A 21877-nucleotide genomic window follows, 5' to 3' on the forward strand; every position below is an offset into this window, starting at 1 on the left:
ATGACATGGATATACGACCTCGTTCCGGCGATCGCGCTCTTGCCGCTGGTATCGTTCGTCGTCGCGCTGTTCGCGGGCAAGTATCTGCCCAAGAAGGGCGCGCTGGCTGGAATCGCCGCGACCGGCGGTTCGCTGGTGCTGTCGCTGCTCGTGGCGCTGACGGTTGCGACCAGTGACGGCGCCGACACGGGCTACAACGAGACGCTGTACACGTTCCTCGAGGGAAGCAGTTCGGCCCCGTTCTCGCTCGAACTCGGCGTGCTGATCGACCCGCTCTCTGCGCTCATGCTGGTCGTCGTCTCGCTGATTTCGTTCCTCGTGCACGTCTTCTCGCTGGGCTACATGAACGACGAGGGCGAGACCGGTCTCCCGCGGTATTACGCCGGACTCGGCCTGTTTAGCTTCTCGATGCTCGCGTTCGTGTTCGCCAGCAACATTCTGATGGCGTTCATGTTCTTCGAGCTGGTCGGGCTCTGTTCGTACCTGCTGATCGGCTTCTGGTTCCGCGAGGCCGGCCCGCCCAGCGCGGCCAAGAAGGCGTTCCTCGTGACCCGGTTCGGGGACTACTTCTTCCTCGTCGGCGTCGTCGCGATCTTCGCGACGTTCGGGACCGGCGCGTTCGCCGGCAGCGAGAGCTTCCCGCACCTCGCCGAGCAGGCGCTGCACGGCGAGCACTCCGTCAACACGTTCCTCGGACTCGGGGAACAGGCGTGGTTCACCGTCGTCGGCCTGCTCGTGCTCGGCGGCGTGATCGGCAAGTCCGCGCAGTTCCCGCTGCACACGTGGCTGCCGGACGCGATGGAAGGTCCCACCCCTGTTTCGGCGCTGATCCACGCGGCGACGATGGTCGCGGCCGGCGTCTTCCTCGTCGCCCGGATGTACGGCTTCTACGCGCTCTCGCCGACCGCGCTCGGCGTGATCGCTTTCATCGGTGGATTCACTGCCCTGTTCGCGGCGACGATGGGCGTCGTCAAACAGGAGCTCAAGCAGGTGCTCGCTTACTCGACGATCTCCCAGTACGGGTACATGATGCTCGCGCTGGGCGGTGGCGGTTACGTCGCCGCCGTGTTCCACCTGACGACCCACGCCGTGTTCAAGGCGCTTCTGTTCCTCGGTGCCGGGTCGGTCATCATCGCCATGCACCACAACGAGAACATGTGGGACATGGGCGGGTTGAAAGAGAAGATGCCCGTCACCTACTGGACGTTCCTCGCCGGTTCGCTCGCGCTTGCGGGCATCTTCCCGTTCGCGGGCTTCTGGTCCAAAGACGAGGTGCTCTACGAGACGCTGATCCACGGACTGGGTGAGAGCCCGCTGCTTCTTGGCGGGTACGCCATGGGGCTGCTCGCGGTCGTGTTCACCGGCTTTTACACCTTCCGGATGGTGTTTCTCACTTTCCACGGCGAGCCCCGGACTGACGTCGCCGAAGACCCCGAGCCGGTCCGCTGGAACGTCAAAGGGCCGCTGGTCGTGCTCGGCGTGCTCGCGACGGTCCTGGGCGCGATCAACATGGTCCCGATCAAGAAACTGACCGACGCGGACATCGACTTCCTCCATCAGTTCCTCGACGAAGCACCCAGCGGGTTCCTGACGTCGGTTCACCACTACGCGGAACTGCTCGAAGTGGAAGCCGGCTACGGCGCGGCCGACATCGGCACGACCGGACTGCTGGCCTCGGCGGCGCTCTCGCTGGGGCTGGCGCTCGCGGGCGCCGGGCTCGCCTACCGGCTGTACAACGTGCCCGAGCCGGTCGAACACACGGACAAACTCGGTCGCGTGAAGACGCTTCTCATGCACAACTACTATCAGGACGAGTACCAGGTGTGGCTCGCGACGGGATTGACGGTCCCGGTCGCGAAAGCCGCCGATACGTTCGATCAAGGCATCATCGACGGCGTCGTCAACGGGATCAGCAGCGTGAGTCGCTTCGCCGGCCGTGGCGTGCGACGGATCCAGACCGGCGTCGTGCGTAATTACGCCGCCCTGCTGACGCTGGCGCTCGTGTTGCTCGTTGCCTTCTTCGGCGTCACAGGAGGGTGGTTCTGATGTTGATCGAAGCACTGCTGGTCGCGACGCTGCTGGCTGCCGGCGTGGTGTTTTTCGCCCCCGACCGGTACGCCGGCAAACTCGCTGCCGTGCTCAGCCTCCTGCCGCTCGTCGGCAGTCTCTGGCTGTGGCTGGACTTCGAGGGTAGCGGGAACGCCCTGCTCGACGGCAGCGAGATCGCCTACGAGACGACGATCGAGTGGATGGACATCGGATACACGCTCCAGTGGCACGTCGGGCTCGACGGCGTGAGCCTGCCGCTGATCGTGTTGACGACGATCCTGACGACTGCAGCGATCGTCAGCGCCTGGACGCCCATCGACGAGCGACAGTCGCAGTTCTACGGGCTCGTGCTCCTGCTGGAGTTCGGGCTGCTGGGCGTGTTCGCGGCGCTGGATTTCTTCGTGTGGTTCGTCTTCTGGGAGGTCGTCCTCGTGCCGATGTACTTCCTGATCGCCATCTGGGGCGGTCCGCGCCGCAAGTACGCGGCGATCAAGTTCTTCGTCTACACGAACGTCGCGAGCCTGATCATGTTCGTCGGGTTCCTGACGCTCGTCTTCGCGATGGGCGACAGCGTGACGACGCTCGGTCTGCCCGAGGTCGCACAGGCGCTGCAGGCCGGCGGTGCCGTCGGCTCGATCGCCGGCTTCGCCCCGGAGACGGTCAAGCTGTTCGCGTTCGCGCTGATGTTCTTCGGCTTCGCGGTGAAGGTACCGGTCGTCCCGGTCCACACGTGGCTTCCGGACGCCCACGTCGAGGCCCCGACACCGGTGTCGGTGCTGCTGGCGGGCGTCCTCCTAAAGATGGGAACCTACGCCCTGTTGCGGTTCAACTTCACGATGCTTCCGGACGTCGCGACCGACTACGCCGAACTCATCGCGGTGATCGCCGTGATCAGCGTGATCTACGGCGCGATGCTCGCGCTGGCTCAGCAGGACCTCAAGCGGATCGTCGCTTACTCCTCGATTTCCTCGATGGGCTACGTTATCCTCGGCCTGGTCGCGTACACGACCTACGGGGTCGGCGGCGCGACCTTCCAGATGATCTCCCATGGGTTCATCTCCGGGCTGATGTTCATGGTCGTCGGCGTCATCTACAACGAGACTCACACTCGGATGGTCGGCGACATGTCCGGAATGGCCGACCGGATGCCCTGGACGGTCGGGATCTTCGTCGCCGCCGCCTTCGGCTACATGGGGCTGCCGCTGATGAGCGGGTTCGCCGCCGAGGTGTTCGTCTTCCTCGGATCCTTCGACGCGCCGTATCTCTCGCTGGCCCCGCTGTTCACGGCCGCGGCGATGTTCGGCATCGTCATCGTCGCCGGCTACCTGCTGTGGGCCATGCAGCGGACGCTGTTCGGCGAGTTCGACCTCGGTACCGACTACGAGGTCGGCCGTGCGCCGCTGCACGACGTCGCGCCGCTTGCGGTGTTGCTCGCCTGCGTGATCGTCCTGGGGGTCAATCCCGACCTCTTCATGGGGATGATCCAGGACGCGATCAATCCCATCGTCAATAGTCTCGGAGGTGGTGCCTGATGGATCCACTCGTCAACCTGCCCGACTGGGCCGGGATGGCTCCGATGCTCGCCTTTGCCGTGACGGCGCTGGTGTTATTCCTGCTTGACAGTATCGAACCGGAATCGGACTCGCTGAGCCTGACAGTCCTGACGGGCGTCGGCCTGATCGGCTCGCTGGCCGCTGTGGTTCTCTCGGGCTGGTTCCTCCTCGAGGCCGGCCCGGTCGAGCTGTTCGCTGGCGCGTACGTCGTCGACGAGATGAGTCTGTTCTTCACGGCGCTGATCGGCAGCGTCACCGCCCTGGTCGTGCTCGGCAGTCACGATTACATCGCCGAGACGGACTATCGGGCCGAGTACTACTCGCTGGTCTTCCTGGCGGCGACCGGGATGGCGATGGTCGCCTCCGCGAACAGCCTGGCCGCCGCGTTCGTCGCCGTCGAACTCGTCTCGCTGCCGTCCTACGCGCTCGTGGCCTATCTCAAGCACAATCGTGGATCCGTCGAGGCCGGGCTGAAGTACTTCCTTGTCGGGGCGCTGTCCTCGGCGATCTTCGTCTACGGGATCAGCCTCGTCTACGGCGCGACCGGGGCGTTGCAGTTCGATATGATCGCCACGGCGATCGACGGCGACGCCCTCACCGGTGGCCCGGGCATTCTCGGGCTCGGCATCCTGATGGTCATCGGTGGAGTCGCGTTCAAGACCGCCGCCGTGCCGTTCCACTTCTGGGCACCCGAGGCGTACGAGGGTGCGCCTGCGCCGATCTCGGGCTTCCTCTCCTCTGCTTCCAAGGCCGCCGGGTTCGTGCTCGCGTTCCGCGTGTTCACCGTCGCGTTCCCGCTCGACGCAGTGTCGGGGACCTTCGACTGGACGCTGGCGTTCCTGATCCTGTCGATCGTCACGATGACGCTCGGGAACTTCGCGGCCGCGACCCAGGAGAAAGTCAAGCGCATGCTGGCGTACTCCTCGATCGGTCACGCCGGCTACGTGCTGATGGCGCTGGCCGCGTTCTCCGGCACCGGGGCGGAGAGCCTGCTCGCGGACGTGAGCAACGACAGCCTGCTGCTCGGTGCCGGGATGATGCACCTGCTGGTCTACGGCTTCATGAACACCGGTGCGTTCCTGTTCGTCGCGCTGGCCGAATACTGGGGCGTCGGCCGACGGTTCGAGGACTACAACGGCCTCTGGCGGGAAGCGCCGATTGCCTCCGCCGCGATGACCGTCTTCCTGTTCAGCCTGGCCGGGTTGCCCGTCGGCGCGGGCTTCCTCTCGAAGTACGTCCTCTTCATGGGCGTGATCGGGGCCGGCCTGTGGTGGCTGGTCGTCATCGCGCTTGTCAACAGCGCGCTGAGCCTGTACTACTACTCGCGGCTCGTCAAGGCGCTGTGGATCGAGACGCCCGAGACGCCACACGAGATCGACTCCTACCCGGCCGGCATCTACGCCGCGGTCGTCGCTGCGGCCGTCGTGACGGTCCTGCTGCTGCCCGGGTTCGGCGTCGTCGCGGAGGAAGCGATCGCTGCTGCCGGCGCACTGCTCTGATCGCGTGGCACCCAACGCTGATATCGACGAGGACGAACGGGAGGCTCTGCTCACGATATCTCACGGTGCCGTCGTCACTTCGGGTGCCGTTTCGGCGCAGCGAGCTCTGTCGACCGCGACCGAGTTCGTCCTCACTCGCGGTCTCGGTCCCGTCGCCTACGGGGTGTACGCGCTGGCCTGGCGGATCGCCCAGGTTCTGACGCGGCTGGTCACGTTCGGGAGCGTCCCCGCTCTCCAGCGGTTTCTCCCCGCAGCCGACGACACACAGCGATCACGCGTGGCCGGACTGGCCTACCTGACGACGCTCGGGTTCGGCAGCGCCATCGCGGTCGCCGTCTGGGTGCTCGCTCCGCTGATCAACGAGCGCACCGTCGCCGAACCGGCGTTCACGCCGGCGATGCGTCTATTTGGGCTTCTTGTCGGGCTCTTCGGGCTCGTGATGATCGTCGCGGCGACGTTCCGGGCGATCGGCTCCGCACGTGGGGAAGTGCTGTTCAACAAGCTCTTGCGACCGTCGGCCCGGCTCGTCGGTGCGTTGCTCGCGCTGGCGCTGGGCTATTCGGTCGTCGGCGTCGCGGGCGCGATCGTCGCCTGCACGCTCGCGCTGGTCGTCGTCGGCGTGCCCGCGTCGATCCGTTCGACCGGTATCGTGCCCCGAGTTCGTGGGATCCGTAGCGAGGCTGGACGGTTCTACAACCACGCCGGGCCGGTCGCGATGAGCAGCCTCGGGAAGGTGTTCCAGAACCGGATCGACATCCTGCTGGTCGGCGCGCTGCTGACGGCTGTCGACGCCGGGACGTACAACGTCGTGCTCGTGTTGATCTCGATCACCTGGATCCCGCTTCTGTCGTTCAACCAGCTGTTGCCACCGGTCGCCTCGGACCTGTACGCCGACGACCGCATGGCGACGCTGAACGCCGTCTACTCGTCGGTGACGCGACTCATCGTGACGACGGTCCTTCCCTTCCTCGCCGTGCTCGGCGTCTACGGGGAGCAGTTGCTCGGGGTCTTCGGCCCGACGTACGCACGCGGGTACGTTCCGCTGGTCGTGTATCTCGGCGGCGTGTTCGTCGGCAGCGCCGTCGGTGCGACCGGGTGGCTGTTGATGATGACCGACCACCAGTACGCCCGCATGGTCCTGGACTGGCTGCTCGCTGTCCTGAACGTGGCCCTGACGTACGCGTTTACCGTCAGATTTGGACTGGTCGGCGCGGCCCTGGGAACCTCGCTGGCGATCGCCACGCAGAACGGGCTCCAGGTGCTACTGCTCCGCCGGTTCGAGGGACTGTTCCCGTTCGACCGGACCTTCCTGAAGCCGCTGGTCGCCGGCGGCGGCATGATTGCGACGATGCTCGTCGTGCGGGCGTCGCTGTCCGGCCTGATTGCCGTCGGAGCCGGTACGGCCGTCGGCCTCGCGAGCTACTTGCTCGGTCTGGTCGTGCTCGGTATCGACCCACGTGATCGACTCGTCGTCGCAGAACTGTCGGCCCGATATCGCGAAACGATCGCGGAGACGCTAGTAGCCTACGCTTCGATCTTCTTGTAGTCGACGTACTCGCCGCCGCGGAAGTCCTCCAGCAGGTTGATCGCGGCGGTCGTGCCCTCGCCGACGGAGACGTTGACCTGGCGCTGGCCGCCAGTGAGGTCACCGGCAGCGTAGACCCGATCGACGCCCGTGAACTGGTCGTCGTCGACGTCGAGGTACGACCCGTCTCGCGGGATGCCCAGCATGTCGGCGATGTCCGCGCCACCGGCCGCGCCGAGCGCGACGAACAGCCCTTCGAGTTCGATGACGTCGCCGTCCTCGAGCTCGACGCCTTCGACCATCTCGTCGCCGACGATGTGATCGACGGGTTCGGTGATGATCTCGATGTTCTCCTCCTGGAGCTGTTCCTGCAGGACCTCGTCCATCTCGACGTCGTTGCCGTTGGTCAGCACGCGGACGTCGTCGGTGTAATCCAGCATCATCATCGCCTCTTTGGCGGCGTAGTTGCCAGCACCGACGATGCCGACCGGCGAGTCCTTGTAGAAGAACGCGTCACATTCGACGCAGTAAGAGACGCCCTTGCCCTCGTAGTCGTCGACGTGGGGGATCGCCGGCGACTCGTAGGACGCGCCCGTCGCGAGGATGACCCCGCGTACCTCGTACTCGTCGGCCTCGGTCTCGACGAGGTAGGTGTCGCCCTCCTGGGCGACGCGAACGACCTCTTCCTGGACGATCTCCGCGCCGAACTTCGTGGCCTGCTCGCGGCCGACATCGACGAGTTCCGGCCCGGTCGCGCCCTCCGGGAAACCGTAGACGTTCTCCATGAAATCGACGTTCTCCGTCGTCCCATCGCCCTTGTCGAAGACCAGGGTCTCCTGGTCCGCACGCGCCGTGTACACCGCTGCACTCAATCCAGCCGGTCCGCCACCGATGATCGCTACGTCCGTCATTGTACCTAAAACACAATTCCGTACACGGATAAATTGCTCGGTCCCTTCAGGCCCTTCCCGGTTATGTTCCCCATTTCGGACGGTATATTGCCTTGTTCATCGCCCACATACCACATTTATCGTGACCTATCCCACGCGAGTATTGTCTGAAATTGAATTTCTATCTATGGACGAACCGTCACAGCCGGTCGTGATCGTCGTCTGAGTGGGCGCGCACCCACAGTTGTCCGATGCGCGAGAGGCGGGTCCGGTAGGACTTGCCGTGTGATTCCTGTTCGATGTATCCCTTGCCGCCGGGCCCGAGCCGGTCGACGTTGTACAGCACCTTCGAGCGGAAGCTGTCGGTGTACTCTTCGCCGAGTTCCTTGGCCAGTTGCTGGGCCAACTCGGAGACCGACTCGAACTCGCCGTGTTCGCCCAGTGTGAAGAGGATGACTTCCTCGAAGGGCTTGACGTTCGAGAACGACGCCACCGGTAATTCGACGACGTAGCTGCCGTCGATCTCCTTGGCACCGATGGTCGTCCCGCGCTCGTCGAACTCTTCGAGCAGGTCCCGAGCGCTCGTGAGCCACTCCTCGATTCGGTCGTCGTCGATCTGTTCACCGAGGTCGGCCGCAAGGTCGATCCCCTCGCGCAACTCTTCGGCCAGTTCCGTTTCGAGGTACTTCTCGGGGGCCGTGTAGTAGGTGTGGATCCGGTCTCGATCGCCCTCGCGCTCGACCATGATCGAGTTGGCAGCCGTCGCGAAAGCAAAGGACACCGGCCGGGGCATCGCGGAGATATTGACCCAGACTTCCGCCTCGGGACTGTGATCGAGCTCGGCGTTGATCAGCGCGTAGGCTTCCTCGAAGGCCGCGTCGTAGTCGTAGACGTCTGCGAGTGAGATACGCTCGGTCTCCGCACCCAGCAAGTTCTGGAAATCGGTTTCCAGCTGGGCGGCCAGTTGCTGTGAGTACTCGACGTTGGCCTCGCTGCCGACCGCGCCTTCCAGTAGAATCGCCCGATCGACGTCGAGTTGCTCGCGCACCAGCGGCGCGATCAACCGGTCGTAGTCGAACCCGACCGGGACGATGTGGGTGTGCATACGCGACACAACGGCCGGACGCTTATATAAATCACCAGTTCTGCAGCCGGTACGGAGCATACCCCTCACGGGTATCGCGGGCCGCATCTCGGGCGATGTGAGCGAGCGGAACGAGGGACCCCTCTTCCTCGATGCCGGGTCCTGCGACGCGCTCGGCTACGGGACCGGCGAGTTCCCGCTCTGATGACCGCCGGACCGCTGCGCCACGCTCGATCCCGCGAGTGTCGCGTGATCATACTGGTGGCTATAACATTTCGAAATGATCCGGCACGACGGTGTGCCGGATATCTTACGAACTTATAGCCACCAGTATCAGGGAGTCTCGAACGGCTCCCGCTCTACCAGAGTGACGTTCGTCGCCGCGAGCGACGCCTCGGCAGTGTACGATCCCGGCGTGGGGTCGTCCCAGTTCGCCTCGAAGACGAGCGTCTCGCCCGGCGCGAGCGTCTGCGTTTCGATAGCCTGGGTGAACATCCGACCGTCGCTCCAGCGCCACACTTCAACGCCGTCCTGGTAGACTGCGACGTCAGCGACCATGCCGGTCCGGAACGTTAGGTCGATAGGTTCCGTGTCGGGGTTCGTGACGCCGAACGCGAACGTGACGCCGGCACGTTCGACCGTGATGTCGAGGGTGGAATCAAGAGACATGTCCGAAATCACCGTGAGTACGGGCAGCCGGGCGATATCGTCAGATCGACCGCGGGTCGCTAGTACTGTTGCCGGCTTCGTCGGTGACAGTCAGTCTGATATCGCTCGCGCTCCCTTTCGATCTAACGGAGTGGGTGCCGGAGGCGGAACTGCCGCTGACCGAACTCGAATCGGAGTCGAGCACGTTGCCGGAGGAGTCGAGCATCTCCGATGTGACGCCGGAGAGGTCACCGTCGTCGTCCGAGACGGCCCAGTCGACGCCGTACCGCGTCCAGGCCGGGTTGCTGTCGTCCGTCAGATCGAACTGGTCGATGACCGGCCCACTGTCGGTATTCTCGGTCTCACTAACCGCGGTCGTGTCCGAGCCGGTATTGCCGTTCGAGTCCGTGACAGTTGCTGCAACCGTGTAGTCGTTCCCCGAACCGTCGTCGCCAGCGGCGACCAGTCGGTTCGTTCCGCTGGCGCTGTCGCCGCTGACGTCGATTGTCGCCGTGTCCTCGGTCTCCCCGTCGGTGTCGTCGGTCAGCGTCAGGTCGACCGTATCGAGGTTGCCGTCGTCATCCGAGACCCCCCAGTCGACGTCGAACTCGGCGTCCGAATCGCTGGTCTCCACCTCGCTGGCCGAGAGGCTGTCGACCGTCGGTGCGCTCTCGGTGTTGTCCGTCGTGACCGTGATCGACGAGCGGCTCGTGTTGCCTGCCGAGTCCGTCGCCGTCGCTTCGAGGGTGTGATCGCCGTCTCCGACGCCCGTCGTGTCCCAGTCGTCCTCGTAGTACCCCGACGTGGAGTTGTAGGACGTCGAACGCTCTGAGCCCCCGTCGACAGTGTAGGTCACGTCCAGGCTGTCGTCGCTATCCTCGCTGTCGCTGGCGTCGATCCGGACAGTCATCGTCCCGCTGACGGTTTCGCCGTCGTTCGGGTCCACCCACGAGACGCTCGGTGTCGAGTCGCTCCCTCCGTCGAGCACTGCCGCTTCGGCGTCCAGCAGGCCGGCGCCTTGCTCGCTGACGCTGAGACCGAGATCCTCGGCCGTGTCCTGAAGTCGCTGCCGGGCCTCGGTGTTCGTGTAGCCGTTGGCCATCAACTGCCCGCCAGCGCCGGAGACGTGCGGGCAGGACATCGAGGTTCCCGAGAACGTGTCGTAGCCGCCGATGACCGTCGAGTAGATGCTCCCACCGGGTGCGGCGAGTTCGACCTCCGGCCCCGTCGAAGAGAAATTCGACAGCGAATCGTCCTGGTCGGTCGAACTGACGGCGACGACTTCCTCGTAGGCCGCGGGATAGCCGACGCAGTCCGAACAGGGACCGTCGTTTCCAGCGGAACCGACCAGCAACACACCCTTCCCGTAGGCGTACTGGCAGGCGTCTTTGACCGTCTGGGATCCCGACGACGCTCCCAGCGACATCGAGCCGACATCCCAGCCCTGGTCAGCGACGTACTCGATTCCGGCCGCCACGTCCGAGAACGACCCGGAGCCGTTCTTGTCCAGTACCTTCACCGCGTGGAGCGTCGCTTCCATCGAGACCCCGACGACGCCCTCGCTGTTGTTCACGGCGTCGGCGATGCCCGCACAGTGGGTTCCGTGGTCGTCGTCGTCCGACCAGGAGTAGTTGCAGTTCGGCCCCTTGCAGTCGACGAAGGCCTTGCCTGCGCCGACGTTCGCCTCCAGGTCGGGGTGGTCGTCGTCGATTCCCGTATCGATGATAGCGACGTCCGCGCCGTTGCCGGTCTCGCCGTTGTCGTGGAGAACGTCCGCGTCGACGCGGTTGATTCCCCACGACAGCGTCTGGCCGAGCGCGTGCATCTCGCCGTTCTCCTCGACGTACCGCACGTCCGGACGCTTCGCCAGGTTCTCGGCGGCCTTCTCGGAGAACCGCCCGGTGAACGTCCGCTGGCCGTCCCCCCAGTCGAAGACGCGCTGGACGTTCTCGGCGGCCCGCTCCGTTGCCTCCTCGGCGGCCGGCGATTCCGTCCCGACGTTGTACTCGCCGTCCGGCGACGCGCTCGCGCTTCCCACTCCGGCACCGAGAGCGAACGCGCCTGCCCCCGCCGCTATCGACTCCCGAAGGACCTCTCGCCTTGATATCCCCGCGTCTTCGTGTTCACTATTTCCATCGTGGTGCATGTGATCATACACCAGGCTCGGGGATATAATAATACCGGCTCAGCCAGCGGAGAGTAGCAGAGCGAATGACCGGACGCCGTCGTGTCGACGCGGATCAATCCGCGTCGGCCGCCCGCAGATCGCTGAACCGGCTGGCGTTTTCTTCCGGAGCGGGAGTGGTCACCAGGGAGACGACGACTGTCAACACAACTCCGAAAACCATGCAGTACAGCGAGATCCCCCATCCGAGGTACGTCTCAGGCACGCCCAGCGGCATCGACCCGACGACTGGAACGGTGACCTCGACGACCGGCAACAATACCCCGGGCACGTAGATGGCCTGCGAACCCAGCAGGCCGGCGTACAGTCCCGGTCGGGTCACCCTCGACCAGTACAGTGCCAGCGCGACAGGCAGCGCCAGCTGGGCGAACCCGCCGAACGCGGTGTCCCCGATGTCGATGAGGACTTCCCCGACGACGCCGACCGAAGTCTCACCACCGACGATCAGACTGCCGATCAGGGCACTGGTCGCGAACACCGCGACGCCGATCCGGCCGAGCAACTCCTCCCTGCGATCGGAGATGTCGGCGTCGATCAGCGGCCGGTAGAGATCCCGCGTGAAGTACGACGACCCCGACAGGAGCATCGAGTCGCTGGAGGACATCATCGCGGCGATGGCACCGGCGATCACCAGCGCGGCGAACCAGCCGGGCGTGTACTCCGCGAGTACCAGCGGGAGGACGTTCTGTCCTTCACCGACCGCCGCTTCGACGCCGAGCCCTTTCGCCCACGCGCCGAGCAGGAACGCCGGGACGAAAAGCAGGAGAACCAGCACCGGCCAGAGAGCGAACGACCGCTTCAGGACGGTCTCGGAGTCACCGGCGAAAAACCGCTGGTTGACCTGCGGGAACATCGTCACCCCGAAAGCGATCGAGATCGCGAACGTGAGGATCCGCTGGGGCGTATAGAAACCACCGCCCAGCTTGAGAAACTCCGGGGCCGTCGCGGCGAGTCCGTCGGTTGCAGTCCCGATCCCGTCGATCGCTACCATCACCCACAGCAGGGCGGCCCAGACCGTCACCAGCATGAACGCCCCCTGAAGAGTATCCGTCCAGGCGATCCCGCGCATCCCCGCGAGCACGACGTAAATGACCATGAACACGGTAATCAGGGTCGCCCCGGCCCAGAACGGCACCGCGCCCTCTGTCAGCGCTGCCAGCGCCGTCCCGGCACCGATCTGCTGGAGCATCACGTAGGGGAACAGCCAGAAGAGACTGATCGCGGCTATCAGGACCCTGAGGTTCCGGGACCCGAAGCGGTCGCCGAGCATCTCTCCGAGCGTGACGTAGCCGTGTTTTCGCCCGATCAGCCACTGCTTGTAGCCGATCACGTACCACAGGATCGCGAAGATAATCCCGTCCATCAGTCCCATCACGAGGATCCACTCCGGACCGTACAGGTAGGCGATGTTTGGGCCGCCGAAGAAGGTAAACGCCGACAACAGCGTTGCGAAGGTCGTGAACAACAGGACGACAGTCCCGAGCGTCCGGCTGGCCAGGTAGTAGTCCTCGGCCGTGCGCTCGGTCAGCCGGTAGGCGACGAGCCCGATCCCCAGCGCAAGCAGGAGGTAGCCGACGACGACCCCCATCTGCATGCCGACGTTAGCCACGGTGACCACCCCGTTCGACGCCGAGTCCCCACGCCCGCTGCGCGAAGACGTAGAAGACGACGCTTGCCAGCGCGAGCCAGCCGATGTGCCACCAGATCCAGATCGGCAAGCCGGCGACGACCGCATCGGAACGCCACATGAACCACGGCACGGCCAGCCCGATCAGTACGAACCCGATCGCGCCCCACAGGATGATCTGTACTCGTTCGGTCACAGGTGGCTGTATTTGCTACTATATCGTCTTAACCGTTATCATTGGCCATCAGTATATCCGTTTGAAGGATTTTTTTGATCAAGACTGTTGTCCGATCGCATTCGGCTCTCGACAGGCATTTGCGATTGGATCTCGTACACATGGACCGTCCATGCGCTCAGTCATGGCACCATCACCGGGTCGTGAGGCCCAGATCACCAATGCAGGATTCATCCAAGTACCTCATACATGCACAGATCACCGCCAACGGGGTGGTAGAGCGGAGTGACGTCGTCGGCGCGATCTTCGGCCAGACGGAGGGGTTGCTCGGCGACGAACTCGAGATACGCGAACTCCAGGAGTCGGCCAAACTCGGCCGGATAGACGTCGAGATCGACTCCAAAGGCGGCCAGTCGGTCGGCGAAGTGACGATCGCCAGCGGCCTCGACCGCGTCGAGACGTCGATCCTGGCGGCAAGCCTGGAAACGATCGACCGGGTCGGGCCGTGTCGGGCGACCTTCGAGGTGACCGACCTCGAGGACGTCCGCCAGGCCAAGCGCCGCGAGATCGTCAAGCGGGCCACCGAGTTGCTGGAGCGGTTCGACGAGTCGGTCCTCTCCAGTCAGGAACTCGTCGAGGAGGTTCGCCGACAGGCCCGCGTCGAGCGGATCACCGACTTCGAGGGGTATCCTGCGGGACCACGCGTCGCCGACAGCGACGCCATCATCGTCGTCGAGGGACGTGCGGACGTGCTGCAGCTGCTGCAGTTCGGGATCAAAAACGCTATCGCAGTCGAGGGCACGAACGTCCCCGACGCGGTCGCCCGTCTGACTGACGAGCGAACGGTGACGGCGTTTCTCGATGGCGACCGCGGTGGGGAGCTCATTCTGCGCGAACTGGCGCAGGTCGGCGACGTGGACTACGTGGCGTTCGCACCCGACGACAAGTCGGTCGAGGACCTCTCGCGGGAGGAGGTCATGGCTGCCCTCCGCGAGAAAGTCGCCTACGAGGACGCTCTCGACGGCGCAGCCGGCAAACAGAGCGGCGACGTCGACGAACAGCCGACACTGGCGGACGGCGCGAGCGCACAGGCACGGACAGCGGCTGACGAATTGGCGGCGTCGTCCGAAGCCGACAGCAGGTCCGAATCGGCCGACGACGCCGAATCCGGCGACGAAGACGTTGAAGCAGACGAGAGCGACGTCGAGTCTCTGGACGACGGCGAGACGGGCGTATCGGCGGACACCGACGATACAGCCGAGGTCGAAGCCGGTGCCGACGAGGTCAGCGAGGGTGGGACCGAGACCGACGAGACGAGCCCGGACGGAGCCGAGGCCGAGTCGACAGCGGCCGAGCGTGAGCGAACGCTCGGCGACCACGTCGCGCACGTCATCAAAAACGGGAGCGGGCGAGTCCGGTTGCTCGACGACGGTTTGAACCCCCTCGACGAACGCGACGCTGGCGAGGTGTTCGACGCCGTCGCCGACGCCGAGACGACGCCCGCGACGGTCGTCGTCGACGGATCGGTCGATCAGCGCGTGCTTGACGTGGCCGCACAGCGCGGTGTCGGGCAAGTGATCGCGACCGAAGAAGGGCAGTTCGTCAAGAAGCCGACGTCCGTCCGCCTCCGAGTCGTTTCCTGATCACGGGCAGTCGTCGACGTCCCCGACCCGTCATTCGTCATCGATCCGACGCTCGTAGACGACTCCAGCGGCGTCGTCGTAGTGGTCTGGAACCCGCTCGACTGCCTCGAATCCCAGTTCCTCGTAAAACCGCCGTGCAGCCGAGTCGTCGGCGCGTGCCGTCAGCCGCACGGTCGTCAGGCCGCGGTCGTGGAATCGGTCGATCGCCGTCGTGAGCAGCGCGGACCCGTGCCCCTGGCGCTGGGCGTCGGCCGCCACCGCCAGTTCCGGTACGTACGCACGCGTCTCGCCGACCACTGCCAGCAGGTAGCCGACGACGATACCGGAGTCTTCGGCAACGAGGCCGAACAGCGGCCCGTCGAGTGCTGCCGCGAGCACGGACGGACTGGGATCGGAGAGCACTGCCTGCTGGATCCGTCGTAGTCGTTCGCGGTCGTCGGATCGGATCCCCCGAATACCGGTCATAGTGCGACAGTGCCCGAGACGATCGCGAGCCCTCCAGCAGCCAGTCCGGCCGAAAACGTCGCAAGGAAGTTGACTCCCTGATTGCCGACCAGCCGTCCCTCGAGGGTCGCCCCCAGGACGCTGTCGACGGTCATCCCGACGAGACCGGCAGCGACGACGACGCCGACGCCACGAGTGCCGAGGTCGAACGCCGCAGCGCCGATCCCGGCGATCAGTGCGGCTCCGATGAATCCGGCGAGCTCTCCCTGCCAGGTGACGCCGCCGTCGGTACCGGGGTCGACGACCTCGAGCGTCGTGATGAGCCGGGGATTGTCGTACAGCCCCCCGATCTCACTGGAGAACGTGTCGCTCATCGCCGCTGCGACCGATCCAGCGAAAATGAACAGGAACAGATCCTCGGGGACGGCTGTCACCTGCGAGCTGGCAGCGTGGGCAATGACGGCAAACAGCGCCACCAGAGAGTTCGCGAGGACGTTGCCGCTACCGCGTGCTCCCTCGTTCGGTTCGGCGATCCCGCGTTTGACTTTCTGTTCGTACCGGAGTTTCGAGGAGAGGCCGCCGAGGCCGAAGAAGGTGATCAGCATGGCGAACCAGCCCACGTCGCCGACGACGAGCGTCAGCAGACTCAGGAGGACACCGGTGAGCATGCCCGGCAGCGAAGCCGTCTCGAGCGCGTAGGAGACGTACCCGAGTGCGACGGTGACGGCGACCGCCGCGGTGATGCCGGTGGCCGTAACGTCGATCGAGAGATCGGAGAACAGCCACAGCAACAGTCCGATGGCGAGCAACACGACCAGATCGTCGCGCTCGAACAGCACCGATCGGACGAGCGCTCCGGTCAATGAGCCGGTCGCGGCCAGAAACACCACCTGCGGGAGTTCGAGAGCGATCTCGAGGATCGCGGCCGCAGCCAGATAGCCGCCGATCCCGGCCAGGAAGCCACCGGTGACGAACGCGGTCATCGCGCCGAACGGCTCGATCCCACGGGAACGGGCCGCGTGAGCGGCGAGGTTCCCCGTCGAGAGGACGACCACGCTCGCGACGAACACCGGGATACCCATTCCGAACTGCGTCGCGAGCAGCGAGAGCCCGGCAATCGCGAGCGCGAAGCCGGCCAGCCCGAAGAGGCGACCGTCCCGGCGATCTCCAGGCCGGGCGAACAACTCGAAGATCACGCTGTCGTCGGTCGCTACCAGTGCGAGGACGGCGATCGCCAGAAACGGCGCGGCCGCAGCGGCCGTCACGGCCGGGCCAGTGAACAGGCGATCCAGTACTGGGACCGCCAGCGACAGGACTCCGACGCCGGCGAACGCGCCCGCGCGCCGCACTGTCGATGTCACGCTACCGGGCGTTTCCCCGAGAGATACTTACTCTTTCCGAACCGTCCGGCAATCGTGTTAGGAGACGAGAACGACGTGGTCGCGACAACGGACAGTCGCGCGTCTGGGTAACGGTTTTATCCTCTGTCTGTGAATTGTCTCGTATGGCCGAATTCACGCTCTTCGAGATCCACCTCGACGACGCCTCGATCGAGGGGTCCGCCGACGGGATCGTGTCGCTCCCGTTCAGCTCCGTCACGCGCGACGATACGGACGACGACGGCGAGACCGAGGGGTCGACAGTGCCGGTGAAACTGATCCTCCTGCTCGTCCTGGCAGTCGCGATCGCTGCCCTCGTCCGCAGACGTCGCAGTGATCGGGAGTAGCGTCGCCGGTCGGAGAAATACCCGCTTCGACCGGGCGACGGATGCCGGTTTCCACAGAGAGATCCGGGATTTCGACGCCACTTCCTCTGAGTGACGCTCCCGGCAGTCCCGGAGCCGAAGTCCTTTACTCGCCTGTCTCCTACGGCGGGTATGGGACTCTATCGCAGCGTGCGCGCCGTCACCGAGGCCTCGGGGACGGGCCCGATCGACTGGGGGGCCGTCGCCGAGGCCTCGAAGGCCGGGACCGACCCCGGATCGCTCGACGTCAGCCCGGCCGAGCGTGACGGGTACGCGACTGACGTTGGTGACGCACGCGATCGCGTCCGTGAGGTCTCCGGATTCGAGTTCGACCTGCCGGAGACGATCGAGATCATCAACCGCCATCACTGGATCGACAACAACATCGAAACGTTCCAGCGAGTGATGGCGCCGCTCGAAGACCACGTCGGGATGTTCCCCGCCGCCGCCCGCGTGGTCAACACCGGCTCGATGACGGTCGCGCTCTCGTTTCTCGCGCGCAACGTCCTCGGACAGTACGACCCGCTGTTGCTGGCCGAGGGCGACGGCGCGGACGATCACGCTCTGTACTTCGTCTATCCGAACGTCACGCGCGTCGCCGACTCGCTTGAGGCCGACAGCGACCGGTTCCGGCGCTGGATCGCTTTCCACGAGGTGACCCACGCCGCGGAGTTCGGTGCGGCTCCATGGCTGCCCGGCCACCTCGAATCGCGGATGGAATCGGCGATCGAGAAGCTCGCGAACGGCGACATCGACCGGGGGACACTGGGCGAACTCGATACGACGATGACCGCTGTCGAGGGCTACGCCGAGTTGCTGATGGATCGGGCTTTCGACGAGGAGTATCGGGATCTCCGGGAAGAGATCGAACGCCGCCGCCGGGGTCGCGGCCCGATCCAGAAGCTGATCCGCCGGGCGCTCGGGCTGGGCATGAAGCGCCGCCAGTACGAGCGCGGCAAGGACTTCTTCGACGCGGTCGCCGACGCTCGCGGGATCGAGTTCGCCGGGAAGGTGTGGGACCGACCGGAGAACCTGCCGACCGAGGACGAGATCGAACGTCCGAGCGCGTGGATTCGCCGGATGGACGGGTGAGCGTGTTCCTCCCCTGGCCGGGCGATGATCGACCCCGTCGAGGCGGGCGTTTTTGTCGACCCGTTCCATAACCCGCGGGTATGACTGTCCTCGTGCTGGGCGATCAGTTGAACGCTCACGTCGGTCCGCTGGCCGACCGCCCCGACGATCCCGTCCTGCTGATCGAGGCGGCGGACCTCGCCCGGCGGCTGCCGTATCACCCGCACAAGCTCACGCTCGTGTTCAGCGCGATGCGACACTTTCGGGACCGGCTTCGCGAGTCGGGACGGACCGTCGAGTACCGACAGGTCGAGCGCTTCGCCGACGGAATCGAAGCGCACTTGGACGCCCACCCCGGTGACGACCTTGTCGTGATGCGGCCCCCGAGCGATCGGGCGGGCGAGCGATTGCGCGCCCTCGTCGAGCGCTACGGCGGACAGCTCACGGTCGTCGAGAACGAACTGTTCCTCTGCTCGCCCGAGCAGTTCGACGGCTGGGCCGGCGAGCGGTCGAGCTATCGCCACGAGGACTTCTACCGATTCATGCGCCGCGAGACCGGCTACCTGATGGACGGCTCGCAACCCGTTGGCGGCGAGTACAACTACGACGACCAGAATCGCGAGACGCCTCCTGAGGGATACGTCCCTCCGGATCCCCCGACCTTCGAGCCGGACGCGATCACTCGCGACGTGCGATCCCGGGTCGCCGAGACGTTCGACGGCGGCTACGAGGAGCCACCGTACGGCGGTGCGTGGGCCGATCCCGGACCGTTCCGGTGGCCGGTGACCCGCGAGCAGGCCCTGTCCGTGCTGGAGGCGTTCGTGACCGACCGACTCGAAGAGTTCGGCCCCTATCAGGACGCGCTGGTGGCCGACGAGTGGGCGCTGCACCACTCGCTGCTCTCACCCGCGATCAACCTCGGCCTGATCCACCCGCGGACAGCGATCGAACGGGTGATCGAGGCCTACCACGAGCGGGACGTCCCGCTGAACAGCGTCGAAGGGTTCGTCCGGCAGGTGCTCGGCTGGCGGGAGTTCATGCGCCACGTCTATCGCCGGGAGATGCCCGAGCTTGCCGGGGCGAACCAGCTCGAACAGACCGAGCCGTTGCCGCCGTTTTTCTGGACCGGAGAGACTGACATGGCCTGTCTCGCTGACGTGATCGACGGCGTGCGCACGCGGGGATACTCACATCACATCGAACGGCTGATGATCCTCTCGAACTTCGCGACGCTGCTCGGCGTCGAACCCCAGCAGCTGAACCGGTGGTTCCACGCGGCCTACGTCGACGCCTACCACTGGGTGACGACCCCCAACGTCGTCGGCATGGGGACGTTCGGCACGGACGCCCTCTCGACGAAACCCTACGTCTCCTCGGCTAACTACGTCGACAAGATGAGCGACTACTGCAGCGACTGTCCCTACTACAAGACCAAGACTACCGGCGAGGGCGCCTGCCCGTTCAACGCGTTGTACTGGGACTTCCTGGATCGCAACGCCGAACACCTCGCCGACAACCACCGGATGGGGCTGGTGTACAACCACCTGGAGAACAAAGACGACGGCGAACGCGAAGCGATCCGTGAACGCGCCGAGGCGCTCCGCGAGCGCGCACAGCGGAGCGAACTGTAGTCGAGCGTTCGTAGCCGACGGCACTGCAGGAGTCGAGCGTCCGCAGCGGCCGTAATTGTAGGTATCGTCTGCCTTTTGTCCGCGTACGCCAACTGTCGACCGATGACTGACTTCGATCCCGAGCGGTTCGAGGACAAGTACGAACACTACTTCACCGAACTCCAGCAGGCGTACAAGAGCGCGTTCGACGTGATGTCCGACCGCTACGACTCCGGACTGATCCACGCGATCGACCAGTACACGCTGGCCGAGAGCGAGCCCTTCTACGAGGGCGACGGGCAGTTCCGCATCGAACTCCCCGACGACGCGATCGAGCGGGTCGCCCCCGAAACGGAACTCGACAGGGCAGAACTGGAAGACGTCTACGCGGCGTACACGGACGAACTCGAACGGCAGCTACGAGACGTGTTCGATCTGTCCGGTTCATGATCGACCCATCAACAATCATCAGAAATCCGCACGAGCAGGGCTGAAACCGTTCGTTTCGGGACTGTCGGGAACCAAAGGTTCAAACGCCGTGCTCACGTACGCGGGAGTATGAGCACCGAAACGGAAGACGGACAGAGCGACCTCGAAGAGCGCGTCGCGAACTTCCTGCGGCGGAACTTCCCGCAGATCCAGATGCACGGCGGCAGTGCTGCGATCCGGGAGCTCGATCCCGAGAAGGGAGAGGTCACGATCGCGCTGGGTGGGGCCTGCAGTGGCTGCGGGATCTCGCCGATGACGATTCAGGCGATCAAGACTCGCATGACGAAGGAGATCCCCGAGATCAACACTGTTCACGCCAACACCGGTGCCGGCGGCGGCATGGGCGGCGCTGGCGACGGCCCGACGCTGCCGGGCGAGTCCCGCGGCGGCAGCATCGACGACGGCAACGACGACGACGAAGGTCCCCAGGCTCCGTTTTAAACCCCTATCGCACGTTTCGCTCGCGTTCCCAGGCTCTGACGAGCCCCGTGAGCGTCTCGTTTACCGGGACGGGGACGCTCGCCCGCTCGATGACGGCCCCGTTGATGGCGTCGATCTCGGTCCGTCGCTCGGCAACGAGATCCTGATACATCGACGAGCGGTTCGGTGCTGTCGTTTCGACGACGCCTTCGAGTGCCGAGACCGCGCGTTCGTCGGCCAGGTCGATCCCGCTCGCCCGGGCGACGCGTGCGACCTCCCGGGCCGCCCGTGCGGCGATCTCGCTCGCCGGCCCGTCCCGGAGGGCACCGTTTTCGACCCGGGCGAGTGCCGTGATGGCGTTGATCCCGGCGTTGATCGCGAGCTTCTCCCAGAGCCGTCGTGGCATGTCGGTCGCGACGGTCGTGTCGATACCGCCTCTCTCGAAGGCGCTGCCCGTCCGCTCGGCCGCGTCCGAACGCCCTCCCGATCTCGACCCGAGGGTTACCGTTCCCACGCCGGTACACTCGACGACGCCGGGTTCGACGAGCCGCGCTCCGTAGGTACAGGTCCCCGCCAGGACCGTCCCATTGAGCGTCCCGGCCAGCGTCTCCTCGTTGCCGAGCCCGTTCTGCAGCGAGAGGACGACGTCGGGATCGGCCGCCCACAGCGCCCGGGCCGCCTCGGCGGTGTCGTAGCTCTTGACCGTCACGATCGCCAGCTCGGCCGAGCCGGGGACGGTCGTGGCCGCGTCGGGACGGGTCGTCGTCTCGATCTCGCCGGTGATCTCGAGGCCGCGCTCGCGGACGGCCCCCACGTGTGGCTCACGGCCGACGAGGGTCACGTCGTGCTCGTCGGCGAGCAGCCCGCCGATCAAACTGCCGAGGCTTCCCGCCCCGAAGACGACGACCTGCATTCAATCCTGGACGTGATAGTAGATGGCTTCCTGTGGTGCACCGCAGTCGGGACAGCCCTCCTCCGGCAGGTCCTCGATGTTCCCGATCGCGCCACACTCGTAGCACCGCCAGGTCAGTTCCGCTTCGCCCGGGATCCCCGAGGCGACGTGCTCGCTGGACATCGCCGTGATCCCTTCGTCCGTGCTGACGTAGAAACCGTGTTCGTCGAACCCTCGCACCGCTCCCAGCCGGTTGCCATTCTCGTCGTATATCTCCGTGCCGAACGTGACGTCGACGTCGTCGATGTCGCTCATGCGTTGTAGTACCA

20 protein-coding genes are annotated in these 21877 nt (G+C 65.4%); 10 read left to right on the forward strand and 10 right to left on the reverse strand.

Going from position 1 to position 21877, the window contains the following annotated elements; genetic code table 11:
- From nuoL to OB916_RS00965, 4 genes are read left to right on the forward strand one after another with little or no spacing between them, the layout of a single operon-like run.
- Positions 1–2046, forward strand: coding sequence for an NADH-quinone oxidoreductase subunit L (nuoL, locus tag OB916_RS00950; RefSeq protein ID WP_315907401.1), 2046 nt, complete (start codon positions 1–3; stop codon positions 2044–2046).
- Positions 2046–3581 carry a complex I subunit 4 family protein gene (locus OB916_RS00955; protein ID WP_315907402.1) on the forward strand — a complete coding sequence of 512 codons (1536 nt, stop codon included), beginning with the start codon at positions 2046–2048 and terminating at the stop codon, positions 3579–3581. The genes nuoL and OB916_RS00955 overlap by 1 nt, the downstream gene beginning before the upstream one ends.
- Positions 3581–5101 (forward strand): NADH-quinone oxidoreductase subunit N, encoded by a 1521-nt coding sequence (locus tag OB916_RS00960; protein WP_315907403.1) that lies wholly within the window; start codon positions 3581–3583, stop codon positions 5099–5101. Before OB916_RS00955 ends, OB916_RS00960 begins: the two co-directional genes overlap by 1 nt.
- 4 nt (positions 5102–5105) lie before the next feature.
- Positions 5106–6647, forward strand: coding sequence for a lipopolysaccharide biosynthesis protein (locus OB916_RS00965; protein WP_315907404.1), 1542 nt, complete (start codon positions 5106–5108; stop codon positions 6645–6647).
- On the opposite strand, the gene OB916_RS00970 is transcribed toward OB916_RS00965, so the two are convergent.
- The 6 genes from OB916_RS00970 to OB916_RS00995 form a co-directional block, all read right to left on the reverse strand.
- On the reverse strand, positions 6626–7537 hold the full coding sequence (locus OB916_RS00970) for an NAD(P)/FAD-dependent oxidoreductase (RefSeq protein WP_315907405.1): 912 nt from the start codon (positions 7535–7537) through the stop codon (positions 6626–6628). The genes OB916_RS00965 and OB916_RS00970 overlap by 22 nt on opposite strands.
- A gap of 178 nt (positions 7538–7715) precedes the next feature.
- Positions 7716–8621 (reverse strand): HFX_2341 family transcriptional regulator, encoded by a 906-nt coding sequence (locus tag OB916_RS00975; RefSeq protein ID WP_315907406.1) that lies wholly within the window; start codon positions 8619–8621, stop codon positions 7716–7718.
- Positions 8622–8933: 312 nt separating this feature from the next.
- On the reverse strand, positions 8934–9269 hold the full coding sequence (locus OB916_RS00980; protein WP_315907407.1) for a BsuPI-related putative proteinase inhibitor: 336 nt from the start codon (positions 9267–9269) through the stop codon (positions 8934–8936).
- Positions 9270–9309: 40 nt separating this feature from the next.
- Positions 9310–11394 carry a S8 family serine peptidase gene (locus OB916_RS00985; RefSeq protein WP_315907408.1) on the reverse strand — a complete coding sequence of 695 codons (2085 nt, stop codon included), beginning with the start codon at positions 11392–11394 and terminating at the stop codon, positions 9310–9312.
- 94 nt (positions 11395–11488) lie between these two features.
- Positions 11489–13027, reverse strand: a complete 1539-nt coding sequence (locus OB916_RS00990; RefSeq protein ID WP_390884005.1) for a sodium:solute symporter family protein — start codon at positions 13025–13027, stop codon at positions 11489–11491.
- Between the two features lie 7 nt (positions 13028–13034).
- Entirely contained in the window at positions 13035–13256 is a 222-nt protein-coding gene (locus tag OB916_RS00995; protein ID WP_315907410.1) for a DUF3311 domain-containing protein, read from the reverse strand.
- A gap of 200 nt (positions 13257–13456) precedes the next feature.
- On the opposite strand from OB916_RS00995, the gene dnaG reads away from it, so the two are divergent.
- Positions 13457–14878 carry a DNA primase DnaG gene (dnaG, locus tag OB916_RS01000; RefSeq protein ID WP_315907411.1) on the forward strand — a complete coding sequence of 474 codons (1422 nt, stop codon included), beginning with the start codon at positions 13457–13459 and terminating at the stop codon, positions 14876–14878.
- Between the two features lie 30 nt (positions 14879–14908).
- Here dnaG and OB916_RS01005 read toward each other — a convergent pair whose 3' ends face one another.
- Together OB916_RS01005 and OB916_RS01010 are read right to left on the reverse strand one after the other, a co-directional pair.
- Positions 14909–15343 (reverse strand): GNAT family N-acetyltransferase, encoded by a 435-nt coding sequence (locus OB916_RS01005; protein ID WP_315907412.1) that lies wholly within the window; start codon positions 15341–15343, stop codon positions 14909–14911.
- Positions 15340–16683 carry a DUF92 domain-containing protein gene (locus tag OB916_RS01010; RefSeq protein ID WP_315907413.1) on the reverse strand — a complete coding sequence of 448 codons (1344 nt, stop codon included), beginning with the start codon at positions 16681–16683 and terminating at the stop codon, positions 15340–15342. The genes OB916_RS01005 and OB916_RS01010 overlap by 4 nt, the downstream gene beginning before the upstream one ends.
- A 143-nt stretch (positions 16684–16826) precedes the next feature.
- On the opposite strand from OB916_RS01010, the gene OB916_RS01015 reads away from it, so the two are divergent.
- The 5 genes from OB916_RS01015 to OB916_RS01035 all read left to right on the forward strand — a co-directional run bounded on the left by OB916_RS01015 (position 16827) and on the right by OB916_RS01035 (position 20677).
- Entirely contained in the window at positions 16827–17048 is a 222-nt protein-coding gene (locus tag OB916_RS01015; protein WP_315907414.1) for a hypothetical protein, read from the forward strand.
- Between the two features lie 150 nt (positions 17049–17198).
- The gene (locus OB916_RS01020) at positions 17199–18158 is read left to right on the forward strand and encodes a zinc-dependent metalloprotease (protein ID WP_315907415.1); all 960 of its coding nucleotides are present in this window, start codon (positions 17199–17201) and stop codon (positions 18156–18158) included.
- Between the two features lie 80 nt (positions 18159–18238).
- The gene (locus OB916_RS01025; protein WP_315907416.1) at positions 18239–19768 is read left to right on the forward strand and encodes a cryptochrome/photolyase family protein; all 1530 of its coding nucleotides are present in this window, start codon (positions 18239–18241) and stop codon (positions 19766–19768) included.
- Positions 19769–19870: 102 nt separating this feature from the next.
- On the forward strand, positions 19871–20197 hold the full coding sequence (locus OB916_RS01030; RefSeq protein WP_315907417.1) for a DUF5783 family protein: 327 nt from the start codon (positions 19871–19873) through the stop codon (positions 20195–20197).
- Between the two features lie 108 nt (positions 20198–20305).
- Positions 20306–20677 (forward strand): NifU family protein, encoded by a 372-nt coding sequence (locus OB916_RS01035; RefSeq protein ID WP_315907418.1) that lies wholly within the window; start codon positions 20306–20308, stop codon positions 20675–20677.
- Positions 20678–20681: 4 nt separating this feature from the next.
- Here the strand turns inward: OB916_RS01035 and OB916_RS01040 are convergent, their stop codons facing one another.
- Entirely contained in the window at positions 20682–21569 is an 888-nt protein-coding gene (locus OB916_RS01040) for a ketopantoate reductase family protein (RefSeq protein WP_315907419.1), read from the reverse strand.
- The gene (locus OB916_RS01045) at positions 21570–21863 is read right to left on the reverse strand and encodes a DUF7130 family rubredoxin-like protein (protein WP_315907420.1); all 294 of its coding nucleotides are present in this window, start codon (positions 21861–21863) and stop codon (positions 21570–21572) included.
- Positions 21864–21877: the final 14 nt, after the last annotated feature.

Source organism: Halapricum hydrolyticum (assembly GCF_025517535.1).
GTDB lineage: Archaea > Halobacteriota > Halobacteria > Halobacteriales > Haloarculaceae > Halapricum > Halapricum hydrolyticum.

Bases quoted from the DNA above. Each gene is read 5' to 3' on its own strand.
- nuoL (WP_315907401.1), top strand. From the start codon at position 1: ATGACATGGATATACGACCTCGTTCCGGCGATCGCGCTCTTGCCGCTG.
- OB916_RS00955 (WP_315907402.1), top strand. From the start codon at position 2,046: ATGTTGATCGAAGCACTGCTGGTCGCGACGCTGCTGGCTGCCGGCGTG.
- OB916_RS00960 (WP_315907403.1), top strand. From the start codon at position 3,581: ATGGATCCACTCGTCAACCTGCCCGACTGGGCCGGGATGGCTCCGATG.
- OB916_RS00970 (WP_315907405.1), bottom strand. From the start codon at position 7,537: ATGACGGACGTAGCGATCATCGGTGGCGGACCGGCTGGATTGAGTGCA.
- OB916_RS00975 (WP_315907406.1), bottom strand. From the start codon at position 8,621: ATGCACACCCACATCGTCCCGGTCGGGTTCGACTACGACCGGTTGATC.
- OB916_RS00980 (WP_315907407.1), bottom strand. From the start codon at position 9,269: ATGTCTCTTGATTCCACCCTCGACATCACGGTCGAACGTGCCGGCGTC.
- OB916_RS00985 (WP_315907408.1), bottom strand. From the start codon at position 11,394: ATGCACCACGATGGAAATAGTGAACACGAAGACGCGGGGATATCAAGG.
- OB916_RS00990 (WP_390884005.1), bottom strand. From the start codon at position 13,027: ATGCAGATGGGGGTCGTCGTCGGCTACCTCCTGCTTGCGCTGGGGATC.
- dnaG (WP_315907411.1), top strand. From the start codon at position 13,457: ATGCAGGATTCATCCAAGTACCTCATACATGCACAGATCACCGCCAAC.
- OB916_RS01005 (WP_315907412.1), bottom strand. From the start codon at position 15,343: ATGACCGGTATTCGGGGGATCCGATCCGACGACCGCGAACGACTACGA.
- OB916_RS01015 (WP_315907414.1), top strand. From the start codon at position 16,827: ATGGCCGAATTCACGCTCTTCGAGATCCACCTCGACGACGCCTCGATC.
- OB916_RS01020 (WP_315907415.1), top strand. From the start codon at position 17,199: ATGGGACTCTATCGCAGCGTGCGCGCCGTCACCGAGGCCTCGGGGACG.
- OB916_RS01025 (WP_315907416.1), top strand. From the start codon at position 18,239: ATGACTGTCCTCGTGCTGGGCGATCAGTTGAACGCTCACGTCGGTCCG.
- OB916_RS01030 (WP_315907417.1), top strand. From the start codon at position 19,871: ATGACTGACTTCGATCCCGAGCGGTTCGAGGACAAGTACGAACACTAC.
- OB916_RS01035 (WP_315907418.1), top strand. From the start codon at position 20,306: ATGAGCACCGAAACGGAAGACGGACAGAGCGACCTCGAAGAGCGCGTC.
- OB916_RS01040 (WP_315907419.1), bottom strand. From the start codon at position 21,569: ATGCAGGTCGTCGTCTTCGGGGCGGGAAGCCTCGGCAGTTTGATCGGC.
- OB916_RS01045 (WP_315907420.1), bottom strand. From the start codon at position 21,863: ATGAGCGACATCGACGACGTCGACGTCACGTTCGGCACGGAGATATAC.